21 protein-coding genes are annotated in these 25,830 nt (G+C 62.3%); 14 read left to right on the top strand and 7 right to left on the bottom strand.

All coding sequences use genetic code 11. The features are described from left to right. Window positions 1-2: 2 nt before the first annotated feature. The gene (locus tag B3P22_RS13995; RefSeq protein WP_296271381.1) at window positions 3-230 is read right to left on the bottom strand and encodes a hypothetical protein; all 228 of its coding nucleotides are present in this window, start codon (window positions 228-230) and stop codon (window positions 3-5) included. A 56-nt stretch (window positions 231-286) separates the two neighbouring features. On the opposite strand from B3P22_RS13995, the gene B3P22_RS13990 reads away from it, so the two are divergent. The 5 genes from B3P22_RS13990 (at window position 287) to B3P22_RS13970 (ending at window position 3,136) form a co-directional block, all read left to right on the top strand. Continuing rightward, the gene (locus B3P22_RS13990) at window positions 287-883 is read left to right on the top strand and encodes a cysteine hydrolase family protein (protein WP_296271380.1); all 597 of its coding nucleotides are present in this window, start codon (window positions 287-289) and stop codon (window positions 881-883) included. An 82-nt stretch (window positions 884-965) separates the two neighbouring features. Then, window positions 966-1,286, top strand: coding sequence for a hypothetical protein (locus B3P22_RS13985; RefSeq protein ID WP_197858262.1), 321 nt, complete (start codon window positions 966-968; stop codon window positions 1,284-1,286). Between the two features lie 110 nt (window positions 1,287-1,396). Beyond that, complete coding sequence (locus B3P22_RS13980) at window positions 1,397-1,954, top strand: Smr/MutS family protein (protein WP_024307779.1); 558 nt, start codon at window positions 1,397-1,399, stop codon at window positions 1,952-1,954. 86 nt (window positions 1,955-2,040) lie between these two features. After that, on the top strand, window positions 2,041-2,586 hold the full coding sequence (gene folE / locus B3P22_RS13975) for a GTP cyclohydrolase I FolE (protein ID WP_197858260.1): 546 nt from the start codon (window positions 2,041-2,043) through the stop codon (window positions 2,584-2,586). Window positions 2,587-2,767: 181 nt separating this feature from the next. Then, window positions 2,768-3,136 carry a glutathione S-transferase N-terminal domain-containing protein gene (locus B3P22_RS13970; RefSeq protein WP_296271379.1) on the top strand — a complete coding sequence of 123 codons (369 nt, stop codon included), beginning with the start codon at window positions 2,768-2,770 and terminating at the stop codon, window positions 3,134-3,136. Between the two features lie 454 nt (window positions 3,137-3,590). On the opposite strand, the gene ligA is transcribed toward B3P22_RS13970, so the two are convergent. The 4 genes from ligA to B3P22_RS13950 form a co-directional block, all read right to left on the bottom strand. Beyond that, on the bottom strand, window positions 3,591-5,951 hold the full coding sequence (gene ligA / locus B3P22_RS13965; RefSeq protein ID WP_162205236.1) for an NAD-dependent DNA ligase LigA: 2,361 nt from the start codon (window positions 5,949-5,951) through the stop codon (window positions 3,591-3,593). 99 nt (window positions 5,952-6,050) lie between these two features. Then, the gene (zipA, locus tag B3P22_RS13960) at window positions 6,051-6,875 is read right to left on the bottom strand and encodes a cell division protein ZipA (RefSeq protein WP_296271378.1); all 825 of its coding nucleotides are present in this window, start codon (window positions 6,873-6,875) and stop codon (window positions 6,051-6,053) included. 213 nt (window positions 6,876-7,088) lie between these two features. After that, window positions 7,089-10,577: a chromosome segregation protein SMC gene (smc, locus tag B3P22_RS13955; RefSeq protein ID WP_296271377.1), complete on the bottom strand. Its 3,489-nt coding sequence runs from the start codon at window positions 10,575-10,577 to the stop codon at window positions 7,089-7,091. Between the two features lie 6 nt (window positions 10,578-10,583). Beyond that, on the bottom strand, window positions 10,584-11,243 hold the full coding sequence (locus B3P22_RS13950; protein WP_296271376.1) for a GntR family transcriptional regulator: 660 nt from the start codon (window positions 11,241-11,243) through the stop codon (window positions 10,584-10,586). A 414-nt stretch (window positions 11,244-11,657) separates the two neighbouring features. Here B3P22_RS13950 and xdhA point away from each other — a divergent pair, with 414 nt between their 5' ends. The 4 genes from xdhA (at window position 11,658) to guaD (ending at window position 17,989) form a co-directional block, all read left to right on the top strand. Continuing rightward, a complete protein-coding gene (gene xdhA, locus B3P22_RS13945; protein ID WP_296271375.1) occupies window positions 11,658-13,097 on the top strand; it encodes a xanthine dehydrogenase small subunit in 1,440 nt (479 codons plus the stop codon). A 62-nt stretch (window positions 13,098-13,159) separates the two neighbouring features. Continuing rightward, window positions 13,160-15,556, top strand: a complete 2,397-nt coding sequence (gene xdhB / locus B3P22_RS13940; protein ID WP_296271374.1) for a xanthine dehydrogenase molybdopterin binding subunit — start codon at window positions 13,160-13,162, stop codon at window positions 15,554-15,556. 209 nt (window positions 15,557-15,765) lie between these two features. Continuing rightward, entirely contained in the window at window positions 15,766-16,611 is an 846-nt protein-coding gene (gene xdhC, locus B3P22_RS13935; RefSeq protein WP_197858252.1) for a xanthine dehydrogenase accessory protein XdhC, read from the top strand. Window positions 16,612-16,684: 73 nt separating this feature from the next. Continuing rightward, on the top strand, window positions 16,685-17,989 hold the full coding sequence (gene guaD / locus B3P22_RS13930; protein ID WP_296271373.1) for a guanine deaminase: 1,305 nt from the start codon (window positions 16,685-16,687) through the stop codon (window positions 17,987-17,989). Window positions 17,990-18,341: 352 nt separating this feature from the next. Here guaD and B3P22_RS13925 read toward each other — a convergent pair whose 3' ends face one another. Next, window positions 18,342-19,109, bottom strand: coding sequence for a GntR family transcriptional regulator (locus B3P22_RS13925; protein WP_275544738.1), 768 nt, complete (start codon window positions 19,107-19,109; stop codon window positions 18,342-18,344). 589 nt (window positions 19,110-19,698) lie between these two features. On the opposite strand from B3P22_RS13925, the gene B3P22_RS13920 reads away from it, so the two are divergent. Beyond that, on the top strand, window positions 19,699-21,039 hold the full coding sequence (locus B3P22_RS13920; RefSeq protein ID WP_197858250.1) for an NCS2 family permease: 1,341 nt from the start codon (window positions 19,699-19,701) through the stop codon (window positions 21,037-21,039). A 466-nt stretch (window positions 21,040-21,505) separates the two neighbouring features. On the opposite strand, the gene uraH is transcribed toward B3P22_RS13920, so the two are convergent. After that, complete coding sequence (gene uraH, locus B3P22_RS13915) at window positions 21,506-21,859, bottom strand: hydroxyisourate hydrolase (RefSeq protein WP_296271372.1); 354 nt, start codon at window positions 21,857-21,859, stop codon at window positions 21,506-21,508. 402 nt (window positions 21,860-22,261) lie between these two features. On the opposite strand from uraH, the gene puuE reads away from it, so the two are divergent. The 4 genes from puuE to B3P22_RS13895 are packed head-to-tail and all read left to right on the top strand — an operon-like array spanning window position 22,262 to window position 25,645. Continuing rightward, window positions 22,262-23,203, top strand: a complete 942-nt coding sequence (gene puuE, locus B3P22_RS13910; RefSeq protein ID WP_296271371.1) for an allantoinase PuuE — start codon at window positions 22,262-22,264, stop codon at window positions 23,201-23,203. Further along, entirely contained in the window at window positions 23,200-23,715 is a 516-nt protein-coding gene (uraD, locus tag B3P22_RS13905; RefSeq protein ID WP_296271370.1) for a 2-oxo-4-hydroxy-4-carboxy-5-ureidoimidazoline decarboxylase, read from the top strand. Before puuE ends, uraD begins: the two co-directional genes overlap by 4 nt. Window positions 23,716-23,756: 41 nt before the next feature. After that, complete coding sequence (locus B3P22_RS13900; protein WP_296271369.1) at window positions 23,757-24,260, top strand: ureidoglycolate lyase; 504 nt, start codon at window positions 23,757-23,759, stop codon at window positions 24,258-24,260. A 47-nt stretch (window positions 24,261-24,307) separates the two neighbouring features. Next, window positions 24,308-25,645, top strand: coding sequence for a urate hydroxylase PuuD (locus B3P22_RS13895; RefSeq protein WP_296271368.1), 1,338 nt, complete (start codon window positions 24,308-24,310; stop codon window positions 25,643-25,645). The last annotated feature ends 185 nt before the right edge of the window (window positions 25,646-25,830 follow it).

The raw sequence follows: 25,830 nt of genomic DNA, 5'->3' as shown, positions 1-25,830 counted from the left end.
GCTCACGAACCTTTTTGCTTCTTGCGCGCCACGTCCTCGTCGGGGCGGCGCAACTCGCGCAGCACGGCGACCGAAACGGCGATGGAGAACAAAAGCCAGAAATGCGGGGACAACTGCGACAAAAGCGACATGGCGACTCCTTTTGCGTACGACCCCAACTCCTTCAGGGCAGTTCCGATTCTGCTCCGGCGCGATGCACCGAGCAAGCATTGGCGCAGATAGAGGTTCACAGACCGCTCTGGCAAGCGGACAATGGCACATCATCACCATCAGCCAGGAGCCCGAGATGTCCCATCCGCAAACCATGTTCCAGCTCACCGGTCGTGGCCACGCACCGGCCAGCCTGAGCAATGCGACCTTGCTGATCATCGATGCCCAGGAAGAGTACCGCAGCGGCGTACTGGCACTTCCCGGCCTGGACCCTGCACTGGCAGAGATCGCCAGCCTGCTGGCCGCCGCCCGCGCAGCCGGCACCCACATTGTCCACGTCAAGCACCTCGGCATTCCCGGAGGCCTGCTCGACCCCAGCGGCTCACGCGGTCGTCATCTGCCGGAGGCAGCGCCACTGGCCGGCGAAATCGTCGTGGAAAAACGCCTGCCCAACGCCTTCGCCGGTACCGAACTGCATGATCGCCTGCAGGCCCTCGGCCATCTCGACCTGATCGTCTGCGGCTTCATGACCCACTCCAGCGTCAGCACCACGGTACGCGCCGCCAAGGACTATGGTTATCGCTGTACCCTGGTCGACGCCGCCTGCGCCACCCGTGATCTACCTGCCCCGGACGGCAGCGTGATTGACGCCGCCGAGGTCCACCGCATCGAGATGATCGCCCTCGGTGACAACTTCGCCACCCTCGTGCCGCAAGCCAAGTCGCTGATCTGACTTTCCAGTCGAAGACCGACAGCGCTGCGGAACCCCAGCGAAACCGGCCGGTCATACCGCCGATAAGCCAAAGGAAATCGGAATGAAGCTGTCCGACGACTTCGATGCACGCCGCCTGCGTCCGCGCCAGCCTAAACACTGGCGCCTGCGTATCGGTGCCGGCCTGGGTGCCCTGCTCGCCGCCTTCGGCATCCTTCTGTCGATGGCCGGCGTAGCATCGCTGGCAGGCCGTGCTCCGGTGCTGGGTACGCTCAACGACTCCACGGGCGAAGCCATCGTCCTGCTGCTGCTCGGCCTGTTCCTGCTGTGGGCCGGCATCGCCTTCTGGCGCCGCTGCCGCCGACGTCTACGGCGACCCAGCGACCTGAGCCTGTCACCCTCGCTGAAGAAAAAACGCGACTGACCGACCGCAGGCAACAGAGAAATTGGCCCCAATCGGCGTTTAACGTCGCGCAACGATGGCCCGCCGGGATGACAGGCCATAAAATACGCGTCTGTTTCGCGGAGCCACCGATGCAAGACGACGACTTTTCCCTGTTCCAGGCCGAGCTGCGCGGCGTCAAGCCGCTCAAGCACGACCGCGCCGACACCGGCAAACCCAAACCCGATCGCAAGCAGTTCAATACCTTGCGCCAGGCGGCGACTGTCAGCCAGGGCGAAATCAAGGTGGATGGCCTGTCCGACCAGTTCGTCATCGACGTCGGCGCCGAGGACGCCCTGTACTGGGCTGCCAACGGCATGCAGGAAGGCCAGATGCGCAAGCTCAAGCTTGGCCAGATTCCGTTCGACGGTAGCCTCGATCTGCACGGCATGAGCGTCGAGAAAGCGCGCGACACGCTCTGGGAGTTTCTCGCCGAAGCCACCAAGCTGGAGATTCGCTGCGTGCGCGTCACCCACGGCAAGGCGGTACGCATGGACGGGCGCAAGCCGATGATCAAGAGCCACGTCAACACCTGGTTACGCCAGCACCCGCAGGTGCTGGGTTTCAGCTCCTGCCTGGCCAAGCACGGCGGCACCGGCGCGGTGTACATCATCCTCAAGCGCACCATGATGGATGGTCGCGACGAGTGACGAAACGCGCATAGACGCCTGACACTCTTGTCAGGCTCATAATGGCGCCCTACCCTGCGCCCATTCGACACCCAACAGGATTTTCCATGTCCCTGGAACAACACTACACCGCCATCCTCGGCCAGCTCGGCGAAGACGCCTCCCGCGAAGGTCTGCTGGACACGCCCAAGCGTGCCGCCAAGGCCATGCAGTACCTTTGCCGCGGCTACCAGCAGACATTGGAAGAAGTCACCAATGGCGCGCTGTTCAGCTCCGACAACAGCGAAATGGTGCTGGTCAAGAACATCGAGCTGTACTCGCTGTGCGAGCATCACCTGCTGCCATTCATCGGCAAAGCTCACGTGGCCTACCTTCCCAACGGCAAGGTACTTGGCCTGTCCAAGGTCGCGCGCATCGTCGACATGTATGCACGCCGCCTGCAGATCCAGGAAAACCTCAGCCGGCAGATCGCCGAAGCGGTCGAACAGGTCACAGGTGCGCTCGGCGTAGCTGTGGTCATCGAAGCACAGCATATGTGCATGATGATGCGCGGCGTGGAAAAGCAGAATTCCTCCATGGTCACCTCGGTGATGCTCGGCGAATTTCGCAGCAACCCGGCGACCCGCGGCGAATTCCTCAATCTGGTTCGCTGATTCCCGCTCAAGACGACGGCCGCTCACTTCGGTGAATGGTCGTCATCACATTGCCGTGAGAGTCGCCCTGCGACGCCTTCCTGACACCCTTTTCTCTCGGCGCTAAGCGTCGGACAGTCAGGACACAAGATCTTCAACGTTTGGCGTACCGCTCGCGGCGTGCCGTTCAGGAGTTAGAAAGATGTTGCTCAAAGCCCTTCGTATCGGCCTGGGCCAGCTGGTCGTGTTCGGCGACTGGATCAGCCGCCCGCGCAAGCTCAAGCGCAGCCCCGAGGCGCAAGCTGAAGTCGAGCGCGCCACGGCCGGCCTGGCGCTGTACCAGTTCCAGGCCTGCCCGTTTTGCGTCAAGGTGCGGCGTACCCTGCACCGCCTCAACCTGCCGGTGCAACTGCGCGATGCCAAGAACGATGCCGAGCATCGCCAGGCCCTGGAGCGCCAAGGCGGGCGCATCAAAGTGCCGTGCCTGCGCATCGAAGAAAACGGACAGAGCACCTGGCTGTACGAGTCCAAGGCGATCATCGCCTATCTGGATCAGCGCTTCGCTGGCTAAGCGAATACATGCCCGCCTGTAGGCGCGAATTCAATCGTGATGGATCAGTACAGAATCGCGAATAAATTCGCTCCTACAGTAAGCCGAACTCAATCTGGCGGTGATTGAGCGGCTCGCACGGCGCACGTCCGGCCATATGCTGACAGCTTCGCGGCTGAAGCCGCTCCTACATGAGCGGTGCGTCTGCAGCGTTATCTGTAGGAGCGAATTTATTCGCGATGGATCAATCCAGAATCGCGAATAAATTCGCTCCTACAGTAAGCAGAACTCAATCCGGCGGTGACTGAGCGGCTCGCACGGCGCACATCCGGGCCATATGCTGACAGCTTCGCGGCTGAAGCCGCTCCTACATAAACGGCGCGCCTTCGCCGTTCTCTGTAGGAGCGAATTTATTCGCGATGGCGCGTCCTCGCACCCTCTCCAGGAGCGAGCTCTGCTCGCAAACAGCAGCGCGCTAGGCCTCGATGCCCAACGCCCTAAGCTTGTCAAGGAACTGCGCTTCGTCCAGCACCTTAACCCCCAGCTCGCTGGCCTTGGCCAGCTTCGAGCCGGCACCGGGGCCAGCCACCACACAATGGGTCTTGGCCGAGACCGAGCCGGCCACCTTGGCACCCAGGCTTTCCAGTTTTTCCTTGGCCACGTCGCGGCTCATCACTTCCAGCGTGCCGGTCAGCACCCAGGTCTGACCGGCCAGCGGCAGACCCTCGGCAACCTTCTTCTCGCTTTCCCAGTGCATGCCGAACTCACGCAGTTGCTGTTCGACAGCGCGTGCGAGTTGGGCATGGCTTGCATTGTCGAAGAACTCGCGTACGGCCTTGGCCTGCCTCTCCGGTAGCGCCTGACGCATATCCAGCCAGTCGCCGCCAAGCACGCCTTCCAGACTGCCGAAACGCTCCGCCAGCTTCTGCGCGGCACCGGGTCCGACGGTTGGGATGTTCAGCTTGTCGAGCATACCGCCAAGCGTGGCGACGGCCGAGAATTCGGCGCTCAATTCACCCTCTTCCTGCAACTCAAGACCGCATTCGCCCAGCAGGGCGCTGATCACCTGCTGGTTGTGTTCATCCTCGAAGAAGCTATGGATCTCGTGCGCAACTTCCAGACCGATGTCCGGCAGATAGGTCAGCACCTGCGGCAGTGCCTGGCGCACGCGCTGCAGCGAGGCTAGCGAACGCGCCAGTACCTTGGCGGTTTCCTCGCCTACATCAGGGATGCCAAGGGCATAGATGAAGCGCGCCAAGGTCGGTCGCTTGCTGGCCTCGATGGCCGCCAGCAGCTTGTTGCTGGAGACCTCGGCAAAGCCTTCCAGACCGATGATCTGATCGAAGGTCAGCTTGTACAGGTCGGCCGGCGAGCCGATCAGCTTCTCGTCCACCAATTGCTCGATGGTCTTGTCGCCGAGGCCGTCGATATCCATGGCGCGGCGCGAGACGAAGTGGATGATGGCCTGCTTGAGCTGAGCCTGACAGCTCAGGCGACCGACGCAGCGGTATACCGAACCTTCGCTGAGCGACTCCTTACCCTTACTGCGCTTGATCAGTTGCGTGCGTTCCACTGCTGAACCGCACACCGGGCATTGCTCGGGAATGTGCACCGGACGCGCGTTTTCCGGGCGACGCTCGGGTACCACGGCCATCACCTGTGGAATCACGTCGCCAGCGCGTCGAATGATCACCGTATCGCCGATCATCACGCCCAGGCGCGCCACCTCGTCCATGTTGTGCAGGGTGGCATTGGCCACCATCACGCCCGCCACCTTGACCGGATTCAAACGTGCCACCGGCGTCACCGCACCGGTACGGCCAACCTGAAATTCCACATCGAGCAACTCGGTGAGTTCTTCCTGCGCGGGAAACTTGTGGGCGATGGCCCAGTGCGGCGTACGCGCGCGGAAGCCCAGCTGTTGCTGGTCCTCGATATTGTTGACCTTGAACACCACGCCATCGATGTCATACGCCAGACTCATGCGCCGCTCACCAATATCGCGGTAGTAGTCCAGGCAGGCCTCGACGCCTTTGGCCAGCTTCAGTTCGCGACTGACAGGCACGCCCCAGGCCTTAAGTTGCTTCAGCATGGCCACCTGGGTGCCCGGCAGCTCACCGCTGACCTGGCCGACGCCATAGCAGCAGAACTCCAGTGGGCGGCTGGCAGTGATCTTCGGATCGAGCTGACGCAGGCTGCCGGCAGCGGCGTTGCGCGGGTTGGCGAAGGTCTTGCCGCCAATCTCGGCCTGCCGCGCATTGAGTACCTCGAAGCCGGACTTGGGCATGAACACCTCACCACGCACTTCCAGCACCTGCGGCCAGCCCTCGCCCTGCAACTTGAGCGGCACGTTGCGGATGGTGCGCACGTTGCTGGTGATGTCCTCGCCGGTGCTGCCGTCGCCGCGCGTGGCGCCGCGCACCAGTTGGCCGTTCTCGTAGCGCAGGCTGACGGCCAGGCCGTCGAGTTTGGGTTCGCAGCTGTAATCGATCTCGGCGCCACCGCCGAACAGATCACCGCCCTGCACGCCAAGGCCGGTCTGCACACTGCGGTCGAAGGCACGCAGGTCGTCTTCCTCAAAGGCGTTGCCCAGACTGAGCATCGGTACTTCGTGACGCACCTCGCCGAAGGCGCTGAGGGCTTCACCGCCGACGCGCTGGGTCGGCGACTCGGGCGTTACCAGTTCCGGATGCTCGGCCTCCAGCGCCTGCAGCTCGCGGAACAGGCGGTCGTACTCGGCATCGGGCACGCTCGGCTCGTCCAGCACGTAGTAACGGTAGTTGTGCGCGTCCAGTTCGTGGCGCAGTTCGGAAATACGTTGGGCGGCGTCGGTCATCACATAAGCCTCAAGCGACAAGCTCCAAGCGGCAAGAACAAAAAAGCCTCAAGCCAAGCGCGTGGCTTGCAGCTTGAGGCTTGCAGCTTGCCGCTGCTGTTAGCGTTTCTGGGTCAGCTGCCGGCGCTCGAACTCGACGATGCGCTGGCGGTAGTGTTCGATGGTCTGCGCGGTCATCACGCTGCGCTGGTCGTCCTTCAGTTCGCCGCCCAGTTCGTGGGCCAGCTTGCGTGCAGCAGCGACCATGACGTCGAAGGCCTGCTTGGGATGACGCGGGCCAGGCAGGCTGAGGAAGAAGCTCACCGCGCGGGTGCTGAAACCTTCGATATCGTCCAGATCGAAGGTGCCAGGCTTGAGCGCGTTGGCCATGGAAAACAGCACCTCGCCGTTGCCGGCCATGCTCTCGTGGCGGTGGAAGATGTCCATCTCGCCGAAACGCAGACCGCTTTCCAGAATGTTCTGCAGCAGCGCCGGGCCTTTGAAGCCGAAGTCGTCACGGGCGACCACGTTGATCACCAGCACTTCTTCCACCGGCGCGGCATCGACAGCTGGCTTGGCAGGCTTCTTCGGCTCTCTCGGCTCGACCTCATCGACCGGGTTGAGCAAGGTCGGTACCGGCTCGTCGACTGCCAGGTTGAGGTCACCCTGCTGCGGCTCGTTGCGCGAGCGGCGCGGCAGGTCCTTGGCACTCATCGACGGCAGGTCTTCTTCATCAAGCTGCGGTTCGTGGTCGCGATTGACCACACGCGGCGGGCTGAGCAGGTCCGGATCACTGTCATCGTCCGGCATGTTGGCGAAGCTGCGATCGAGCTTGAATCTGAGTTTGCCCTTGCCTCCGCGCATACGGCGCCAGCCGTCGAAAAGAATGCCAGCGATAACGATGATGCCAATAACGATCAGCCACTCGCGCAGACCGAATTCCATGAAATACCTGACCCTTAACAATTCTGGTGAAAAAAAGATCCAATCAATCGGATCACAACTCGACTATAAAACGCGGCGCCAACTTCATGTTCTATCTGACGTTTGCCGCGTGTAACAAAAGTGGGCAATAAGCTAGCACGACGAAAGGCAACTTTACACAGGGAGCAACATAAGGTTGTGCCTATATTCAGTTAATCCCACGGCGCTCTGCCATCACGCCTCCACCATCGCCAGCGCCTCCTCGACATCCACTGCCACCAGACGCGAGCAGCCCGGCTCGTGCATGGTGACCCCCATCAATTGATCGGCCATTTCCATGGCGATCTTGTTGTGGGTGATATAGATGAACTGCACCGTTGCCGACATTTCCTTGACCAGTCGCGCATAGCGCCCGACGTTGGCATCGTCCAGCGGTGCATCCACTTCGTCCAACATGCAGAAAGGCGCCGGATTGAGCTGGAAGATGGAAAACACCAGCGCCAAGGCGGTCAACGCCTTCTCTCCACCGGAGAGCAAATGAATGGTGCTGTTCTTCTTGCCCGGTGGCCGCGCCATGATGGTTACACCGGTATCGAGTAAATCTTCGCCGGTGAGTTCCAAATAAGCGCTGCCGCCACCGAAAACTTTTGGAAAGAGTGCCTGCAAACCGCCATTGATCTGATCGAAGGTGTCCTTGAAACGGTTGCGCGTTTCCTTGTCGATCTTGCGGATGACGTTCTCCAGGGTTTCCAGCGCTTCGACCAGGTCAGCGTCCTGCGCATCCAGGTAGCGCTTGCGCTCGGACTGCTGCTGGTACTCGTCGATGGCGGCCAGGTTGATCGGCCCGAGACGGGCGATACGCGCGGCCACGCGCTCCAGCTCCTCTTCCCAGGCGCTCTCGCTGGCTTCGGCCGGCAAGGTGGCGATCACCCCGTGCAGGTCGTAGTTGTCCTCGGCGAGCTGGTCGGCCAGGGCCTTGCGCCGCACATTGAGCGACTGCCAGTCCATGCGCTGCTGCTCCAGCTGGCTGCGCAGCAATTGCGCCTGCTGCTCGGCCTGGGTGCGGCGTTTCTCGGCGTCACGCAATTCGCGGTCGGCATCTTCCAGCGCCAGGCGCGCCTGACGCAGCTCGTCGTCCACCGCCATGCGCCGTTCTAGCAACTCTTCGAGCTTGATGCGCAGCTCTTCCAGCGGCGCCTCGCCCTCTTCCAGATTCAGCGACAGTTGCTCGCGTCTTTCGTGCAGACGCTCGGCCTGCATCTCCAGGCGCTCCAGCGCCTGGCGAGTGGAGTCGTGCTGCGCCTTGAGCGAGCCGACCCGCACCGCCAACTGGTGCGCATGATCCTTGTGCTGGCGGGCTTCCTGGCGCACACGATCGAGGCGCTCGCGCAGGCTGTCGCGGCTGGCCAGCAGGCTTTCGCGCTGCTCGTTATCCAGGGCCATGGCGTCCAGCGCGTCCTGCAGTTGCAGGCGCGATTCACCCAGTTGTTCCTGCTCGATCTCGCGCTGCTCGGCCGCTTCCTGCAGCTCGTCCTGCAGACCACGACGGCGCAGGCCCAACTGCTCGGCCTTGGCCTGGCTGGCGGACAGCTGCGCCTTCAGCTCGGCCAGCTGCCGCGCGAGCACCTGTCCCTGACGGCGCTGCTGCTCGCGCTGCTCTTCCTGAAGACGCTGTTGGTCGCGCAGCGCCAGCAGGCGTTCATCCAGTTGCGCCAGGGCCGCTTCGCGCTCCTCGCGCTCAAGTTGCAGGCGCTCCAGCTCCTGGCCACGAGCCAACACGCCGCTGTCGGCTTCGGCAGCACGACGCACGCGCAGAAAATGCCGGCCGACCCAGTAGCCATCGCGGCTGATCAGGCTTTCGCCTTCGGCCAGTTGCGCGCGGGCCGCCAGTGCCTGCTCCAGCGACTCCATCGGGCGCACGCCGGCCAGCCAGGGCGACAGGTCGTGGCTCGACTCGATCTTGTCCAGCAGGCTGCCGGCGCGTCGGGCGCCGCCACTGGCGGGGCTGGCCAAACGCAGCTCGCCCTGCTCCAGCGCAGAGAAATCCAGGCCGGCGAAATCATCCAGCAGCACAGCTTGCAGGTCAGCCCCGAGCACGGTCTCGACCGCCAGCTCCCAGCCGGACTCGACGCGCAGGCCTTCGGCCAGGCGTGGACGCTGCAGCAGGTTCTGCTCGCGCAGCCAGTCGCCTGCGCCCTGCCCCGGATCGAGGGCAGCCTGTTGCAGCGCCTCCAGCGACGCCAGGCGGCCGCTCAGGCGTTGCAGCTCACCTTGCGCCTGCTGCTGGGCCTGGCCGGCTTGCTGCAGGTCCTCGCGCAGTTGCTGCAGGCGCTCGGCCTGCTGTTCTTCAGCCAGCTGCAGCGCTTCGTGTTCCAGCTCGCCGGCGGCAAGCTGTTCGTTCAGTTCGAGAATGGCGGCGTCTTCCGGGTCGGCCGCCAGTTGCTGCAATTCTTCATTCAGACGGCGCTGGCGTTCAGCCAGGCGCTCCAGGCTCTGCTCCAGCTGGGCGATGCGCGACTGCTGCACTTCGGCCTGACGACGCGGTTCGGCGCTGCGCTGGTTGAAGCCGTCCCACTGCTCCTGCCAGCCGTGCGTGCCGGTTTCGGCCTCTTCCAGGCTGGCGGCGGATTCCTCGGCTGCCGCTGCGGTCATTTCCTGCTCGGGCAGGAGCATTTCCAGTTCCTCGCCCAGAGTGGCCAGCAGCGTGCGGTCGTGGCCGAGGTGCGATTCGGTTTCCAGGCGCGCCTTTTCTGCCTCGCGCAGGTCGTCCTGTAACTGGCGCAAGCGCTGCTGGCCATGCTGGATGCTCTGCTCGACGCGGGCGATATCGCCACCGACCGAATAGAAGCGCCCCTGCACCAGGTTGAAACGCTCTGAGAGCTCGTGATGACCGTCGCGCAGGCGCTCGATGGCAGCATCGGCGCTGCGCTGCTCGGCCACCAGGGCCTCGAAAGCGACTTCCTGGTCGCCGATCACCTGCTCGCGACTGCCGACCTGCTGGTTCAGGGTCTGCCAGCGCAGGGCGAGCAGCTGGGCCTTGAGCTGACGCTCCTCGGCCTTGTATTCCTGATATTTCTCCGCCGCCTGGGCCTGCCGGTGCAGACGTTCGAGCTGGCGCTCCAGCTCCTCGCGCAGGTCGGTCAGGCGCGCCAGGTTTTCCTGGGTGCGGCGGATGCGGTTCTCGGTCTCGCGGCGGCGCTCCTTGTACTTGGAGATGCCGGCGGCTTCCTCGATGAAGTTGCGCAGCTCCTCGGGCTTGGCCTCGATCAGCTTGCTGATCATGCCCTGCTCGATGATCGAGTAGCTGCGCGGCCCCAGGCCGGTGCCGAGGAAGATGTCGGTGATATCGCGGCGCCGACACTTGGTGCCATTGAGGAAATAGGTGTTCTGCCCGTCGCGGGTCACCCGGCGGCGGATGGAAATCTCGGCAAAGGCGGCGTACTCGCCCACCAGCGAGTTGTCGCTGTTGTCGAAGATCAGCTCGATGGAGGCCTGGGTCACCGGCTTACGCGTGTTGGAGCCGTTGAAGATGACGTCGGTCATCGACTCGCCACGCAGGTTCTTCGCCGAGCTTTCGCCCATCACCCAGCGCACGGCATCGATGATGTTCGACTTGCCGCAACCGTTGGGGCCGACCACCGCCGCCATGTTGCTGGGAAAGCTCACCGTCGTCGGGTCGACGAAGGACTTGAAGCCCGCCAGCTTGATGCTCTTCAGGCGCATCTGGGCTTAACGCTCGGCCAGGGTCGCCAGCACCAGCTGGCAATTGTGCTCGCCATAGGCCTGCAGCACCTCGCGGGCACGCACGGGGTCGCGCGCGATAATTGCCTGCAGCAGGCTGGCGAAGGTGTTCATGAACTGGCCCATCTCACCTTTGCGCCGTTCCAGCGCCAGGTGGTAGGTGCGGCTGATGGCCGGCAGCAGATTCTCCAGGGTTTCCTGCAGGTAAGGATTGTCAGCGAAAGGAAAAGCCGCACGCATCACATCGAAGCTGTTATCGACGAAGGCACCGATATCGCCGCGCTCGAGGCTGTCCTGCAGGCGGCGCTGGATGTCGATGAAGGGCGTCAGGTCGGTTTCCGTCTGCCAGCGCTCGATCACCGCGCGGGCCAGCATGATGTACAACTCGATGCTCAGTGCATAAAGGCTGGTGACGTGGTGCGCAGTCAGTTCGCTGACCTGGGCGCCGCGGCGCGGCAGGATCACGATCAGGTGGCGGCGCTCGAGAATCAGCAGCGCTTCGCGCACCGAACCACGGCTGACGTTCAGCGCCTGGGTGACTTTCTGCTCCTGAATGCGTTCGCGCTCCTTGAGCTCACCGCGAATGATGCGTTCGGCCAGGTAGCGGGCGATTTGCTCGGCGAGGCTGTCCGGGGCCTTGAACGTCATGACATTCCTTATTTGCGTCGATCCAGGGGCAGGCAGTCGAGTCTGGGAGCCCCGCCACGGCTGGGTGGAGGCTGAAAAAACAAGCGCGAAGTGTAACACAGGGCGCTACCGGGCCAAGCGTCCTCCCGTACGCGCTGCGATGTGCACGGCGGCCAAAAGGGAGCACGTGCCGTCAATGTACGATCCCTCGCCAGTCAACGGGCGCAAAGGCGTAAATCCGGGGGCATACTCAAGGCTGTTCGGCTGATTACCAAGCAGCATTAAAACAGCTGACTTTCAAGTCAAATATTTGTTGACCCAAAAGTCAGAAAACCTTAGATTGCCTCCATGGCCAAACACGTCCGGGCCTTGCAACGCGTGCTCAGTACCCGGCGAGCCACCGATTCATAACAATAAAGTGCCTGGAGGTCGTCCTTGATCCAGTTTTTACTCAACCGGGAGCTGCGCACAGAGCATGCCCTGGACCCCAACGTCACCGTGCTCAACTACCTGCGTGAGTACGTCGGCAAAACCGGAACCAAGGAAGGCTGCGCCTCCGGCGACTGCGGTGCCTGCACCGTGGTGGTGGGCGAGCTCGACGGCGACCGCGTACGCTATCGCACCCTCAATTCCTGCCTGACCTTCGTCTCCAGCCTGCACGGCAAGCAGCTGATCACCGTCGAAGACCTCAAGCACCAGGGCAAGCTGCACAGCGTGCAGCAGGCGATGGTCGACTGCCACGGCTCGCAATGTGGCTTCTGCACCCCTGGCTTCATCATGTCGCTGTTTGCCCTGCAGAAGAACTCCACGGGCTATGACAAAGGCCAAACCATGGAGGCTCTGGCTGGCAACCTGTGCCGCTGCACCGGCTACCGCCCGATCATCGACGCCGCCGAGCAGGCCTGCTGCCAGAAACAGCCGGACCAGTTCGATGCCTTCGAAAGCGATACCGTGGCCCGCCTCAAGACCATCGCTCCGCGCGAGACGGCCGAGCTCAATAGCGGCGACAAGCGCTGCCTGGTGCCACTGACCGTAGCTGACCTAGCCGATCTCTACACCGCCAATCCGGAGGCGCGTCTGCTGGCTGGCGGCACCGACCTGGCCCTGGAGGTCACCCAGTTCCATCGCGAGCTGCCGGTGATGATCTACGTCGGCCATATCGAGGACATGAAGCGCATCGAAGTGACCGACAGCGCCATCGAGATCGGTGCTGCCGCGGCGCTGTCCGACTGCTACGAAGCGCTGTCACGCGAATACCCGGACTTCGGCGAGCTGCTGCACCGCTTCGCCTCGCTGCAGATCCGCAACCAGGGCACCCTGGGCGGCAACATCGGAAACGCCTCGCCCATCGGCGACGCCCCGCCGCTGCTGATCGCCCTCGGCGCGCAGATCGCCCTGCGCCAGGGCAACACCCGACGCATCCTGCCGCTGCAGGACTACTTCCTCGACTACAAGGTGACCGCGCGCCAGGAAGCCGAATTTATCGAGAAGATCATCGTGCCGCGCAAGCAGGCCAACCAGGCGTTCCGTGCCTACAAGGTGTCCAAGCGCCTGGACGACGACATCTCCGCCGTCTGCGCGGCCTTCAACCTGACCATCGTCGACGGCTTGGTGACAGACGCGCGCATCGCCTTCGGCGGTATGGCCGCCATCCCCAAACGCGCCAGCGCCTGCGAAGCGGCCCTGGTCGGCTCGGCCTGGTATCCCGGCGTGATCGAACGCGCCTGCGAAGCGCTGGGCGAGGACTTCACCCCGCTGTCGGATTTCCGCGCCAGCAAGGAATACCGCCTGCTCACTGCCCAGAACCTGCTGCGCAAGTTCTTTCTGGAGCAGCAGTCGCCCGAGATCGAAACCCGGGTTACCGCTTACGCGTAAGCGTGCAGTGAATTGATCCGCTGTCGGCCCGCCCGGCGGCATGCGAAGTTTTGGAGGCGAAGATGTCCAGTCATATCGAACACAAATCCCAGGAAGAGCTGGCCGCCCTGTTCCGCGCCGGCATGGCCAGCGGCGTCGGCCGCAGCGTCAAGCACGAGAGCGCGGACAAGCACGTATCCGGCGAAGCGGTCTATGTCGACGACCGCCTGGAGTTTCCCAACCAGCTGCACGTCTATGCGCGCCAGTCGGATCGCGCCCATGCGCGCATCCTGCGCATCGACACCCGCCCCTGCTACGAGTTTCCGGGCGTGGCCATCGCCATCACCAAGGATGACGTGCCGGGCCAGCTGGATATCGGCCCGGTGGTCGCCGGTGATCCGCTGCTGGCCGACGGCAAGGTGGAGTACGTTGGTCAGGTGGTGCTGGCGGTGGCCGCCGACAGTCTGGAAACCGCGCGCAAGGCGGCCATGGCCGCCATCGTCGAGTACGAAGACCTGGAGGCGGTGCTCGATGTGGTCGAGGCGTACCGCAAGAAGCATTTCGTGCTCGCCAGCCACACCCACCGCATCGGCGACTCGGCCAGCAAGTTGGCCAACGCCCCGCGTCGCCTGCAGGGCACCCTGCATATCGGTGGCCAGGAACACTTCTACCTGGAAACCCAGATTTCCTCGGTGATGCCCACAGAAGATGGCGGCATGTTGGTCTACACCTCGACGCAAAACCCCACCGAGGTGCAGAAGCTGGTGGCCGAAGTGCTCGGCGTGCCGATGAACAAGATCGTCATCGACATGCGCCGCATGGGCGGTGGCTTCGGCGGCAAGGAAACCCAGGCCGCCGGCCCGGCCTGCCTGTGCGCGGTGATCGCCCACCTCACCGGCCGACCGACCAAGATGCGCCTGCCGCGCATGGAAGACATGAGCATGACCGGCAAGCGTCACCCCTTCTACGTCGAGTACGACGTCGGCTTCGATGACGACGGCCTGCTGCACGGCATCGAGATGGACCTGGCCGGCAACTGCGGCTACTCGCCGGACCTGTCCGGCTCCATCGTCGACCGCGCCATGTTCCACTCGGACAACGCCTACTTCCTCGGCAACGCCACCATCAACGGTCATCGCTGCAAGACCAACACCGCGTCGAACACCGCCTACCGCGGCTTCGGCGGCCCACAGGGCATGGTCGCCATCGAGGAAGTGATGGACGCCGTCGCGCGCAGCCTGGGCAAGGACCCGCTGGAAGTGCGCAAGCTCAACTACTACGGCAAGACCGAGCGCAACGTCACCCACTACCACCAGACTGTCGAGCACAACGTCATCCACGAGATGACCGCCGAGCTGGAACAAAGCTGCGAGTACGCCAGGCGCCGCCGCGAAATCATCGAGTTCAACAACAAAAGCCCGGTATTGAAGAAAGGCCTGGCGATGACCCCGGTGAAGTTCGGCATCAGCTTCACCGCCACCTTCCTCAACCAGGCCGGCGCGCTGATCCATATCTACACCGACGGTTCGATCCACCTGAACCACGGCGGCACCGAGATGGGCCAGGGCCTCAACACCAAGGTGGCCCAGGTCGTCGCCGAAGTGTTCCAGGTCGATATCGAGCGCATCCAGATCACTGCCACCAATACCGACAAGGTGCCCAATACCTCGCCGACCGCCGCCTCCAGCGGCGCCGACCTCAATGGTATGGCGGCGAAGAACGCAGCCGAAACCATCAAGCAGCGCCTGGTGGACTTCCTGGTGCGTGAATACAAGGTCACTCCGGAAGACGTCGAATTCCGCAACGGGCAGGTGCGTGTGCGCGAGCACTTTCTGTCCTTTGAGGAAATGATCCAGAAGGCCTACTTCGGTCAGGTCTCGCTGTCCTCGACCGGTTTCTATCGCACCCCAAAGATCTACTACGATCGCGACAAGGCGGCTGGCCGTCCTTTCTACTACTACGCCTACGGCGTGGCCTGCGTGGAAGTGCTGGTCGACACCCTGACCGGCGAATACCGCATGCTGCGTGGCGACATCCTGCATGACGTCGGTGACTCGCTGAACCCGGCCATCGACATCGGCCAGGTGGAAGGCGCATTCGTCCAAGGCATGGGCTGGCTGACCATGGAAGAGCTGGTGTGGAACGCCAAGGGCAAGCTGATGACCAACGGCCCGGCCAGCTACAAGATCCCGGCCATTGCCGACATGCCCATCGACCTGCGCGTGAAGCTGGTGGAGAACCGCAAGAACCCGGAAGACACCGTGTTCCACTCCAAGGCCGTGGGCGAGCCGCCATTCATGCTCGGCATCGCCGCCTGGTGCGCTCTCAAGGACGCCGTGGCCAGCCTGGCGGACTACAAGGTGCAGCCGCAGATCGACGCCCCGGCCACGCCTGAGCGCGTGCTTTGGGGCGTGGAGCAGATGCGCAAGTTGAAAGCACAGAGCAAGGCAGCCAAAGCTGCCGAGGTCGAACCGGCCTGATTCGTAGCCCGGATGAAATCCGGGGGGACCCTGCCCCGGATTGCATCCGGGCTACGACCCGAAGCAAAGAGGTGTACAACAATGACAAAACACACCGAACCGAATAACCGCCCCGCTCGCCCGGCGCCGGAGCCGATTCTCGATCCGTCGCCGAGCAACTGGCGCCTGCCGCGCCCGGGACAGACCACGCCTTCCTGGAGGCTGAGCAAATGAGCTGGATCAGCGCCCTCGCCGAGCTGCAGCAAAAAGGTGAAGCCTGCGTTCTGGTGACCATCATCGAAGAACGCGGCTCGACGCCGCGTAATGCCGGCTCGAAGATGGTGGTCACCGCCGAACGCATCTTCGAAACCATCGGTGGCGGCCATCTGGAATACAAGGCCATGGAGATGGCGCGAGAGATGCTCGCCAGCCGCAGCCAGGACACGCGCCTGGAGCGTTTCTCCCTCGGCGCCAGCCTCGGCCAGTGCTGTGGCGGCGCCACCGTGCTGCTGTTCGAGCCCATGGGCCAGCCGCAGGCACAGATCGCCGTGTTCGGTGCCGGCCATGTCGGCCGCGCGCTGGTGCCACTGCTCGCCAGCCTGCCGTGCAAGGTGCGCTGGATCGACTCGCGGGAGAACGAATTTCCCGAGCACATCCCCGCCGGCGTGGAGAAGATCGTGGGTGACGAAGTGGTCGACGAGGTGGAGAACATGCCGCCCGGCAGCTACTACATCGTCATGACCCACAATCACCAGCTCGACCTGGAGCTGACCGCGGCGATCCTCAAACGCGGCGACTTCGCCTACTACGGCCTGATCGGCTCGAAGACCAAGCGCGTCAAGTTCGAGCATCGCCTGCGCGAACGCGGCTTCGCGGACACCCTGATGGCGCGTATGCGCTGCCCCATGGGCCTACCCGAGGTGAAAGGCAAGCTGCCAGTGGAAATCGCCGTGTCCATCGCCGGCGAGGTAATTGCCACCTATAACGCCCTGTTTGGTGAAAAAAGAGCCGGTCAGGACGTGAAGAAAGGCGAATCCAGCGTGGCCAAGCTGCTACCGGCCTCTCGCCGATCCTGATTCTTGGTGCGCTATGCGCACCACACCCATTTTTATGATGCGCCCAGCGCATCCCACGCACGAGATTCGAACAATGAGCAACACCCGCAAAGCCTACCGCGCCGCCATCCTGCACAGCCTCGCCGACCCGGCCGTGGTCGGTGTCGAGCAGTCCTATGAATATTTCGAGGACGGCATCCTGCTGATCGAAAACGGCAAAGTCGCCCAGGTCGGCGCGGCTGCCGAGCTGCTGCCGAAGCTGGCCGGCATCGAGATCCAGCACTACTGCGACGCACTGATCACCCCCGGCTTTATCGACACCCACATCCACTACCCGCAGACCGGCATGATCGCCTCCTACGGCGAGCAACTGCTGGACTGGCTCAACACCTACACCTTCCCTACCGAGCGGCAGTTCGAAGACAAGGCGCATGCCAGCGACGTGGCGGCGATCTTCCTCAAGGAACTGCTGCGCAACGGCACCACCACCGCCCTGGTGTTCGGCAGCGTGCACCCGCAGTCGGTGGATGCTTTCTTCGAGCAGGCCGACAAGCTCAACCTGCGCATGATCGCCGGCAAGGTGTTAATGGATCGCAACGCCCCGGACTACCTGACCGACACCGCCGAGTCCGGCTACGCCGAGAGCAAGGCCCTGATCGAGCGCTGGCACGGCAAGGGCCGCCTGCACTATGCCGTCACCCCGCGCTTCGCCCCGACCAGTACGCCGGAGCAACTGGAGCTGACCGGCAAGCTGCTGGGCGAGTACCCGGACCTGTACATGCACACCCACCTGTCCGAGAACCGCAAGGAAATCGAATGGGTCAAGGAACTGTTCCCCGAGCGCAAGGGCTACCTCGACGTCTACGACCACCACAGGCTGATCGGCCCGCGCGCGGTGTTCGCCCATGGCGTGCACCTGTGCGACGACGAGTGCAAGCGCCTGGCGGAAACCGGCTCGGCGGTGGCCTTCTGCCCGACGTCCAACCTATTCCTCGGCAGTGGCCTGTTCGATCTGAACAAGCTGGAAGCTCATGGCGTGCGCGTCGGCCTGGGTACCGACGTCGGCGCCGGTACCAGCTTCAGTCAGTTGCAGTCGCTGAACGAGGCGTACAAGGTGATGCAGCTGCAGGGCAAGAAGCTCGACCCGTTCAAGTCGCTGTACCTGGCCACCCTGGGCGGCGCCAATGCGCTGTATCTGGACGACAAGCTGGGCAACTTCCTGCCCGGCAAGGACGCCGACTTCCTGGTGCTGGACTACAACGCCACGCCGCTGATCAGCTACCGCATGCAGCAGGCCAGGAGCCTGGAAGAACGCCTGTTCGCCCTGACCATGCTCGGCGACGACCGCGCCGTGAAAGAGACCTTCGCGGCCGGCGTCTCGGTACACCAGCGCAGCTGAGACCGATGATCTGCGCGCCCTTGTAGGAGCGGATTTATCCGCGATCAGGCTGTAAGCCATGCTCGACAGCATCGCGAATAAATTCGCTCCTACAGATTTGAGCGGGACTTTCACCAAGAGGCACGATCGCGTAGAAGCCGGCTTGCCGGCGATCAACTCAGCACGGATCACCGAGGCGAGGGCCTTACCGCTCTCGTAGGAGCGGATTTATCCGCGATCAGGCTGCAAGCCATGCTCGACAGCATCGCGAATGAATTCGCTCCTACAAATGCGCCTCGCCTCAGCTACATCGTCTCCACAACGAAAAAACCCCGATGCGCGAACATCGGGGCTTTCATTTCAGAGTGGCGAATCAGCGATTGGCAGCGTTGCGGCCGGGCTTCTTCTTCGTCTGCAACAGATGCGAGAACACCGCGTGCAGGTCGTCCGAGGCGCTTTCCTCGTCCAGGTTCAGCTTGCTGTCGATATGGTCCATGTGATGCATCATCAGGTGCACAGCACGCTCGGTATCGCGCGCCTCGATGGCGTCGATCAGCTGATTGTGTTCGTCGTAGGAGCAATGCGAACGGCTGCCGCTTTCGTACTGGGCAATGATCAGCGAAGTCTGCGACACCAGGCTGCGCTGGAAGCTGACCAGCGGCGCATTACGTGCGGCTTCGGCCAGTTTCAGGTGGAACTCGCCGGACAGACGGATACCCGCACCACGATCTCCACGGGAGAAGCTGTCCTGTTCGTCCTTGACCATCTGCCGTAGCTCAGCGAGCTGTTCAGCGGTGGCGTGCTCGACGGCCAGCTCGGTGATGGCACGCTCGACCAGACGACGTGCATAGAAAATCTGCCGGGCCTCTTCAACGCTAGGGCTGGCCACCACCGCACCGCGATTCGGCCGCAGCAGCACCACGCCCTCATGGGCCAGGCGCGACAAGGCGCGACGAATGATGGTGCGGCTGACGCCGAAGATCTCACCCAGCGCCTCTTCGCTCAGCTTGGTGCCGGGCGCCAGGCGTTGCTCAAGAATCGCATCGAAAATGTGGGCATATACGACATCGTCCTGAGTCCCGCTGCGGCTGCTTTTACCCGCGCGCGGCTGCTTCTTCAGAGGCTGCAATTGATCGTTCATTCTGGCTCGCGTCAATGAGAGTCGGCGACAGTGCGACTCTACTGTGTTCTACCCGGTAGCTGACAAGCACCGAGCGAAAAAACATCAGAAAAGAATGGAGGCAATTGTACACAAGTCAATCCGCCACTACACCATGCGTTGTATGACGTCATAGCTGCTATCGGCCGCTCGCTGACCAGGGTGAGTGCCGAAGATCAAATTCTTTCCTTATATATAGCTGCGTTGTCAGTTCGTTAGCAGCTAAGGGTTTCCTTATCCGATGGATCGATGCGTACGCGAGTAAAAGCGTCAAACCCGCAACCCATCTATCTTATTGTTTTTAAAGAATTTAAAGCAGATTCCAGAATGATTGTCGCCTAATCCGTGCGCATCCGGGCCAGACCGTACGACTGGTGCGATTAATGCAACATTAAAAACATTAATTGCATTTTTTGTATACAACATCATAATCGCGCCTGAGTGACTTCTTGACCGCTCGGTCAACAACTTAGCCAGGAAGCACCACCAAAGACACCGCCTGCCTCAGAGAGCATTGTTCTTGCGCAACGCTCTGGGCGGTACACAACAAGAGAGATGAGGAGTACCCGCTGTGGAAAGCGTCAAACAAGAACAACACGCGAATCAACTGGCAAGGGGTGGCCTGCTCGACCGCTTCTTCAAACTGACCGAGCACCGCACCACCATAAAGACCGAACTGCTGGCGGGCCTGACGACCTTCGTCACCATGGCCTACATCATTTTCGTCAACCCCAACATCATGGCCGGCGCCGGCATCGACCATGGCGCCGCCTTCGTCGCCACCTGCATCGGCGCAGCCCTTGGCTGCTTCCTGATGGGCCTGTACGCCAACTGGCCGGTCGGTCTGGCGCCGGGCATGGGGCTGAATGCCTTCTTCACCTACACGGTCGTCGGCGAGATGGGCTACAGCTGGCAGATCGCATTGGGCGCAGTGTTCATCTCCGGTGTGCTGTTCATGATCATGAGCTTGTCGAAGATTCGCGAATGGCTGCTCAACAGCATCCCGATGAGCCTGCGCTTCGCCATGGGCGCCGGGGTCGGCCTGTTTCTCGGCCTCATCGGCCTGAAGACCGCCGGCATCGTCGTCGACAGCCCGGCGACCCTGCTGACCATGGGCTCGTTCGGCAATCCGACGGCGCTGCTCGCAGCCGTGTGCTTCCTGCTGATCGCCGTGCTCAGTCATCGCAACGTGTTTGGCGCGATCCTGTTCAGCATGCTCGGCGTGACCGCCATCGGCTGGGCCCTGGGCCTGGTGGAATATGGCGGTCTGGTGTCGATGCCGCCGAGCCTGGCGCCGACCTTCCTGGCGATGGACATCGCCGGCGCGTTCAATGTGGCGATGATCAGCGTGATCCTGGCCTTCCTGTTCGTGAACATGTTCGACACCGCCGGCACCCTGATGGGTGTGGCGCATCGCGCCAACCTGGTAGACGAAGACGGCAAGATCCACAATCTCTCCAAGGCACTGAAAGCCGACTCCACCTCCAGCGTCGTGGGCGCGATGGTTGGCTGCCCGCCGGTGACCAGTTACGTCGAGAGCGCTTCGGGCGTCGCCGCCGGGGGCCGCACCGGCCTGACCGCCATCACCGTCGGCCTGCTGTTCCTCGCCGCGATGTTCTTTGCGCCACTGGCCGGCATGATTCCCGCCTATGCCACCGCGGGCGCGCTGATCTACGTGGCGATGCTGATGATGAGCGGCATGGCGCACATCGACTGGAAGGATCACACCGACACCATTCCGGCCATCGTCACGGTGGTGATGATGCCGCTGACCTTCTCCATCGCCAACGGCATCGCCCTGGGCTTTCTCACCTACGCCACGCTCAAGCTGCTCACCGGCCAGCGCGACAAGGTATCGCTGAGCCTGTACGTGCTGTGCGTCATCTTCATCGCCAAGTTCGCCTTCCTCTGACGACACGCTCGAGGCGATGATCAAAAGCTCATCGCCGTAGTCAGTCATTCAGAACAAAAGCTTCGCGGACAAGTCCGCTCCCACAAAAGCACTGTCTGTGTTCTGTGGGAGCGGACTTGTCCGCGAAGATCTTTGGTAGCAGCAGCCCGATCAGGCAAAACACCCGCGCCCCTGCAAAAGCAGCCGCAGCGTTTCTGTTGACTGACAGCTATCAGTCCCAGATTTGCATTGGAACTACGTCAACGTGCATCGGTAGGATCCGCACGCAGCGCCATGGAGTTCATCCAACTTGGTGCCCCCAAGCACCCTCCCCCCTGGGCGTCACCTGACCACACAACAACATTGGACAGGTCTTAGCCTTGGCAAAAACATTCGCGCAAAAAAAAGCCCGCAGTGTGAGCGGGCGTAAGGACTCAAACGAGTCTGAGGGTGACAAGCATTCGTCTGGCGGACGGCCCGCCAATCATCAGCTACCGCGGTAGGTGGAGTAGCTGTAGGGAGAAATCAGCAGCGGCACGTGGTAATGCTCCTGACCGGCATCGATGCCGAAGCGCAGCACGACCACATCGAGAAATGCGGTATCCGGCAGTTTCACGCCACGGGCGCGGTAGTAGTCGCCGGCATGGAAGTGCAGTTGATAGACGCCCGTGCGGTAATCATCGCCCTGCAGCACCGGTGCATCGCAACGGCCATCGTGGTTGGTGGTAACGGTGTTGATCAGTTCCAGCTGCGCGCCTTCGACGCGGTACAGCTCGACCTTGATGTCACTGCCTGGGCAGCCATGTGCGGCATCCAGTACGTGTGTAGTCAATCGTCCCATGGGTTTCGGATGCTCGTAGCGGCCAGCGCCCGGCGAACATCACACCTCCTCTACTTTGTTGAAATCGGCTCGTCGCAGTGCACCGACGCGATGGCAGGATAGCACGCAGCCATAATATAAAACACTTTAATCAAAAATTGTACACAATAAATCCAGTAGCCATACTCGAAACGCACCAAAGCGGTTCACTATTCACCCCATCCCCAGTTAGTAATCACGGCACAACCCGCGCGCATTGCTGGCCATCCGGTCAATTTTTCCATGGCCACGCACCGCGAAGAAAATGATGAAAAGTCGATTTACAAACAGCAATTAACTTTGTATACAATTACTCATCCCGGTCGCGTAGCCGTCGATTATCCGGCACGCAGTGACCGCAACGCTCCAGATAGGAAGACTGCAGTGAATGCTGATTACCCACGCGATCTGATCGGCTACGGCGCAAACCCACCCCATCCGCAATGGCCGGGCGATGCCCGCATCGCCCTGTCCTTCGTGCTCAATTACGAAGAAGGCGGCGAGCGCAACATTCTTCATGGGGACAAGGAATCCGAGGCTTTCCTCTCCGAGATGGTCGCCGCCCAGCCACTGCAGGGCCAGCGCAACCTGTGCATGGAGTCGCTCTACGAATACGGCAGCCGCGCCGGCGTGTGGCGCCTGCTCGATCTGTTCAAAAAGCACGACATCCCGCTGACCATCTTCGCCGTGGCCATGGCCGCGCAGCGCCATCCAGAGGTGATTCGGCAGATGGTCAACGCCGGTCACGAGATCTGCAGCCACGGCTACCGCTGGATCGACTACCAGAACATGGACGAGGCCACCGAACGTGAGCACATGTTCGAGGCCATCCGCATCCTCACCGAGCTGACCGGCGAACGTCCGCTGGGCTGGTATACCGGCCGTCTGGGCCCGAACACCCGACGCATCGTGCGCGAGGAAGGCGGTTTCCTCTACGACTCCGACACCTACGACGACGACCTGCCCTACTGGGACCCGGCCAGCAGCGCGGAAAAGCCGCATCTGGTGATCCCCTACACCCTGGACACCAACGACATGCGCTTCACCCAGGTGCAGGGCTTCAACAAGGGCGACGATTTCTTCGAATACCTCAAGGATGCCTTCGACGTGCTCTACGCCGAAGGCCAGGCCGGCGCGCCGAAGATGCTGTCGATCGGCATGCACTGCCGCCTGCTCGGTCGCCCGGCGCGCCTGGCCTCGCTGGCACGCTTCATTGACTACGTGAAAAGCCATGACAAGGTCTGGTGCGCCCGCCGCGTCGACATCGCCAAACACTGGCACGCCACTCACCCCTTCCGCGCGACCGAACAAGAGAGCCGCCCATGAGCCGTTTCCAGACCCTGACCCCGTCCCAGCTGAGCCGCGAGGAGTTTGTCGCAGCCTTCGCCGACATCTACGAGCACTCGCCCTGGGTCGCCGAGAAAGCCTATGACCTCGGTCTGGACGCTTCGGTAGACGAGATCGACGCCCTGCACCAGCGCATGGCCGACATCCTCCTGTCCGCCAGCGCCGATGCGCAGTTGGCACTGATCAACGCCCACCCGGATCTGGCCGGTAAAGCTGCCGTACGCGGCGAACTGACTGCCTCCAGCACTGCCGAACAATCCGGTGCCGGCATCCATGAATGCACCGCCGAGGAGTTCGCCCGCTTCACCGAGCTCAACGACGCCTACAAGGCCAAGTTCGGCTTCCCCTTCATCAAGGCCGTCAAGGGCAGCAACCGCCACCAGATCCTGGCCGCCTTCGAGGAGCGCATTCACAACACGCCGGAGCAGGAGTTCGCCACCGCCCTGGCCGAGATCAACAAGATCGCCCTCTTCCGTCTGCAGCAGCTGTAACACTGCCGCCCTTTCAATCGAACAGAACAAGTAGTACAGCCATGCGTAGCCTGACCATCGAGCCCCTGAGCAAAGAAGCCTTCGCCCCTTTCGGTGACGTGATCGAAACCGACGGCAGCGACTTCTTCATGATCAACAACGGTTCCACCCGCCGCTATCACAAGCTGGCCACCGTGGAGACCGCACAGCCGGAGGACAAGGCCATCATCAGCATCTTCAGTGCCGAGGCACTGGAAATGCCGTTGACCATCCGCATGCTGGAACGCCATCCGCTGGGCAGCCAGGCTTTCATCCCGCTGCTCGGCAACCCCTTTCTGATCGTGGTCGCGCCACTTGGCGATGTACCTGTATCAGGGTCCGTCCGTGCCTTCCTCAGCAATGGCAGGCAGGGCGTCAATTACCATCGCGGCGTCTGGCACCATCCGGTGCTGACGATCGAAAAGCGGGATGACTTCCTGGTGGTTGATCGCAGTGGTTCCGGTAACAACTGCGATGAGCATTTCTTCAATGAGGACGAGCTCCTTCTCCTCAAACCCCACCAATAAGAGAAGCCCGGGGCTGGCGTGCCTCCCCCGGGGAAGAGGTACGAATCGTGGAAGCACATTTCACCGAGTGGCTAAACCTGGGCATCCGCTGGATCCATATGATTACCGGCGTCGCCTGGATCGGCGCATCCTTCTATTTCGTCTGGCTGGAGAACAACCTCAACCGCAGCAACCCGCGCGACGGCCTGTCGGGCGACCTCTGGGCGATTCACGGCGGCGGCATCTACCACCTAGAAAAGTACAAGCTGGCCCCGCCGAAAATGCCGGAGAACCTGCACTGGTTCAAATGGGAGGCCTACTTCACCTGGTTGTCGGGCGTCGCCCTGCTGCTGGTGGTGTATTACCTCAACCCCAGCCTGTACCTGGTCAAGCCGGGCGTCGAACTGTCTCCGGCGATGGGCATCGCCATCGGACTCGGCTCCATGGCGGTCAGCTATGTGATCTACCACTTCCTCTGCGATTCGCCGCTGGGCAAACGCCCCGCCCTGCTCGGCGCCGTGCTCTTCGTGCTGATCATCGCGGCGGCCTATGGCTTCAGCCAGATTTTCAGCGGCCGCGCGGCCTATATCCATGTCGGCGCCATCATCGGCACCATCATGGTCGGCAACGTGTTCTTCACCATCATGCCGGCCCAGCGTGCGCTGGTTAAGGCGATCGAAACCAACACGACGCCAGATCCGCTGCTGCCGGCCAAGGGCCTACTGCGTTCGCGCCACAACAACTACTTCACCCTGCCGGTGCTGTTCATCATGATCAGCAACCACTTCCCGAGCACTTACGGCAGCCAATACAACTGGGCAATCCTGGCCGGCATCGCGATTCTGGCCGTGCTGGTGCGTCACTACTTCAACACCCGCCACGACAGCAGCAAGTACGTCTGGACCCTGCCGGCCGCAGCCTTGGGCATGATCTGCCTGGCTTACGTCACCAGCCCGCACAGCAAATCGGTCAGCGCACCGGCAACGGCTCAAGCCCCGGCGATCAAGTACGCTCCCGTACCTGCCACGGGACGCCCTGGCAACCCCGCCACGCCCAGCGAACCCGCTACGCAAGACGCCCAGGCCAAGACCGAGGTCAGCGCGGAGTCGCCAGCGACCGCCGATAGCGCGGCACCTGCCACCAGCAGCGACTTCGCCAAGGTCGAAAACGTGATTCACGAGCGCTGCACCGTGTGCCATTCAGCCAGCCCCAGCAGCCCGATGTTCAGCGCTGCACCGGCCGGCCTGATGCTCGATACCCCGGAGCAGATGAAGGCGCAGGCGGCCAAGATCCACGCCCAGACCGTGGCCACGCAGATCATGCCGCTGGGCAATATCACCCAGATGACCCAGGACGAGCGCGACCTGATCGGCAGCTGGATCGCCGAGGGCGCGCAGATCAACTGATTGCCACACATGTCGCGCCCGTGACTGGCGCGGCATCTTTTTACACCCATGAACCGCCGGCAGCGCGAGCTGACCGGCGGTTCATTTTTTGTGCACAATCGATAAATAAATTGTTTTTAACCATGTCCACAAGTTGCTATAGTCGGGAACATTCTGACCGACCAGACAAGTTTCTATCGGCCAGG

The sequence above is a fragment of the Pseudomonas sp. UBA6323 genome, from assembly GCF_002439135.1.
Taxonomy (GTDB): Bacteria; Pseudomonadota; Gammaproteobacteria; order Pseudomonadales; family Pseudomonadaceae; genus Aquipseudomonas.
Note: the sequence above shows the minus strand (reverse complement) of the source record. Positions and strands in the feature narration are given on the sequence as shown.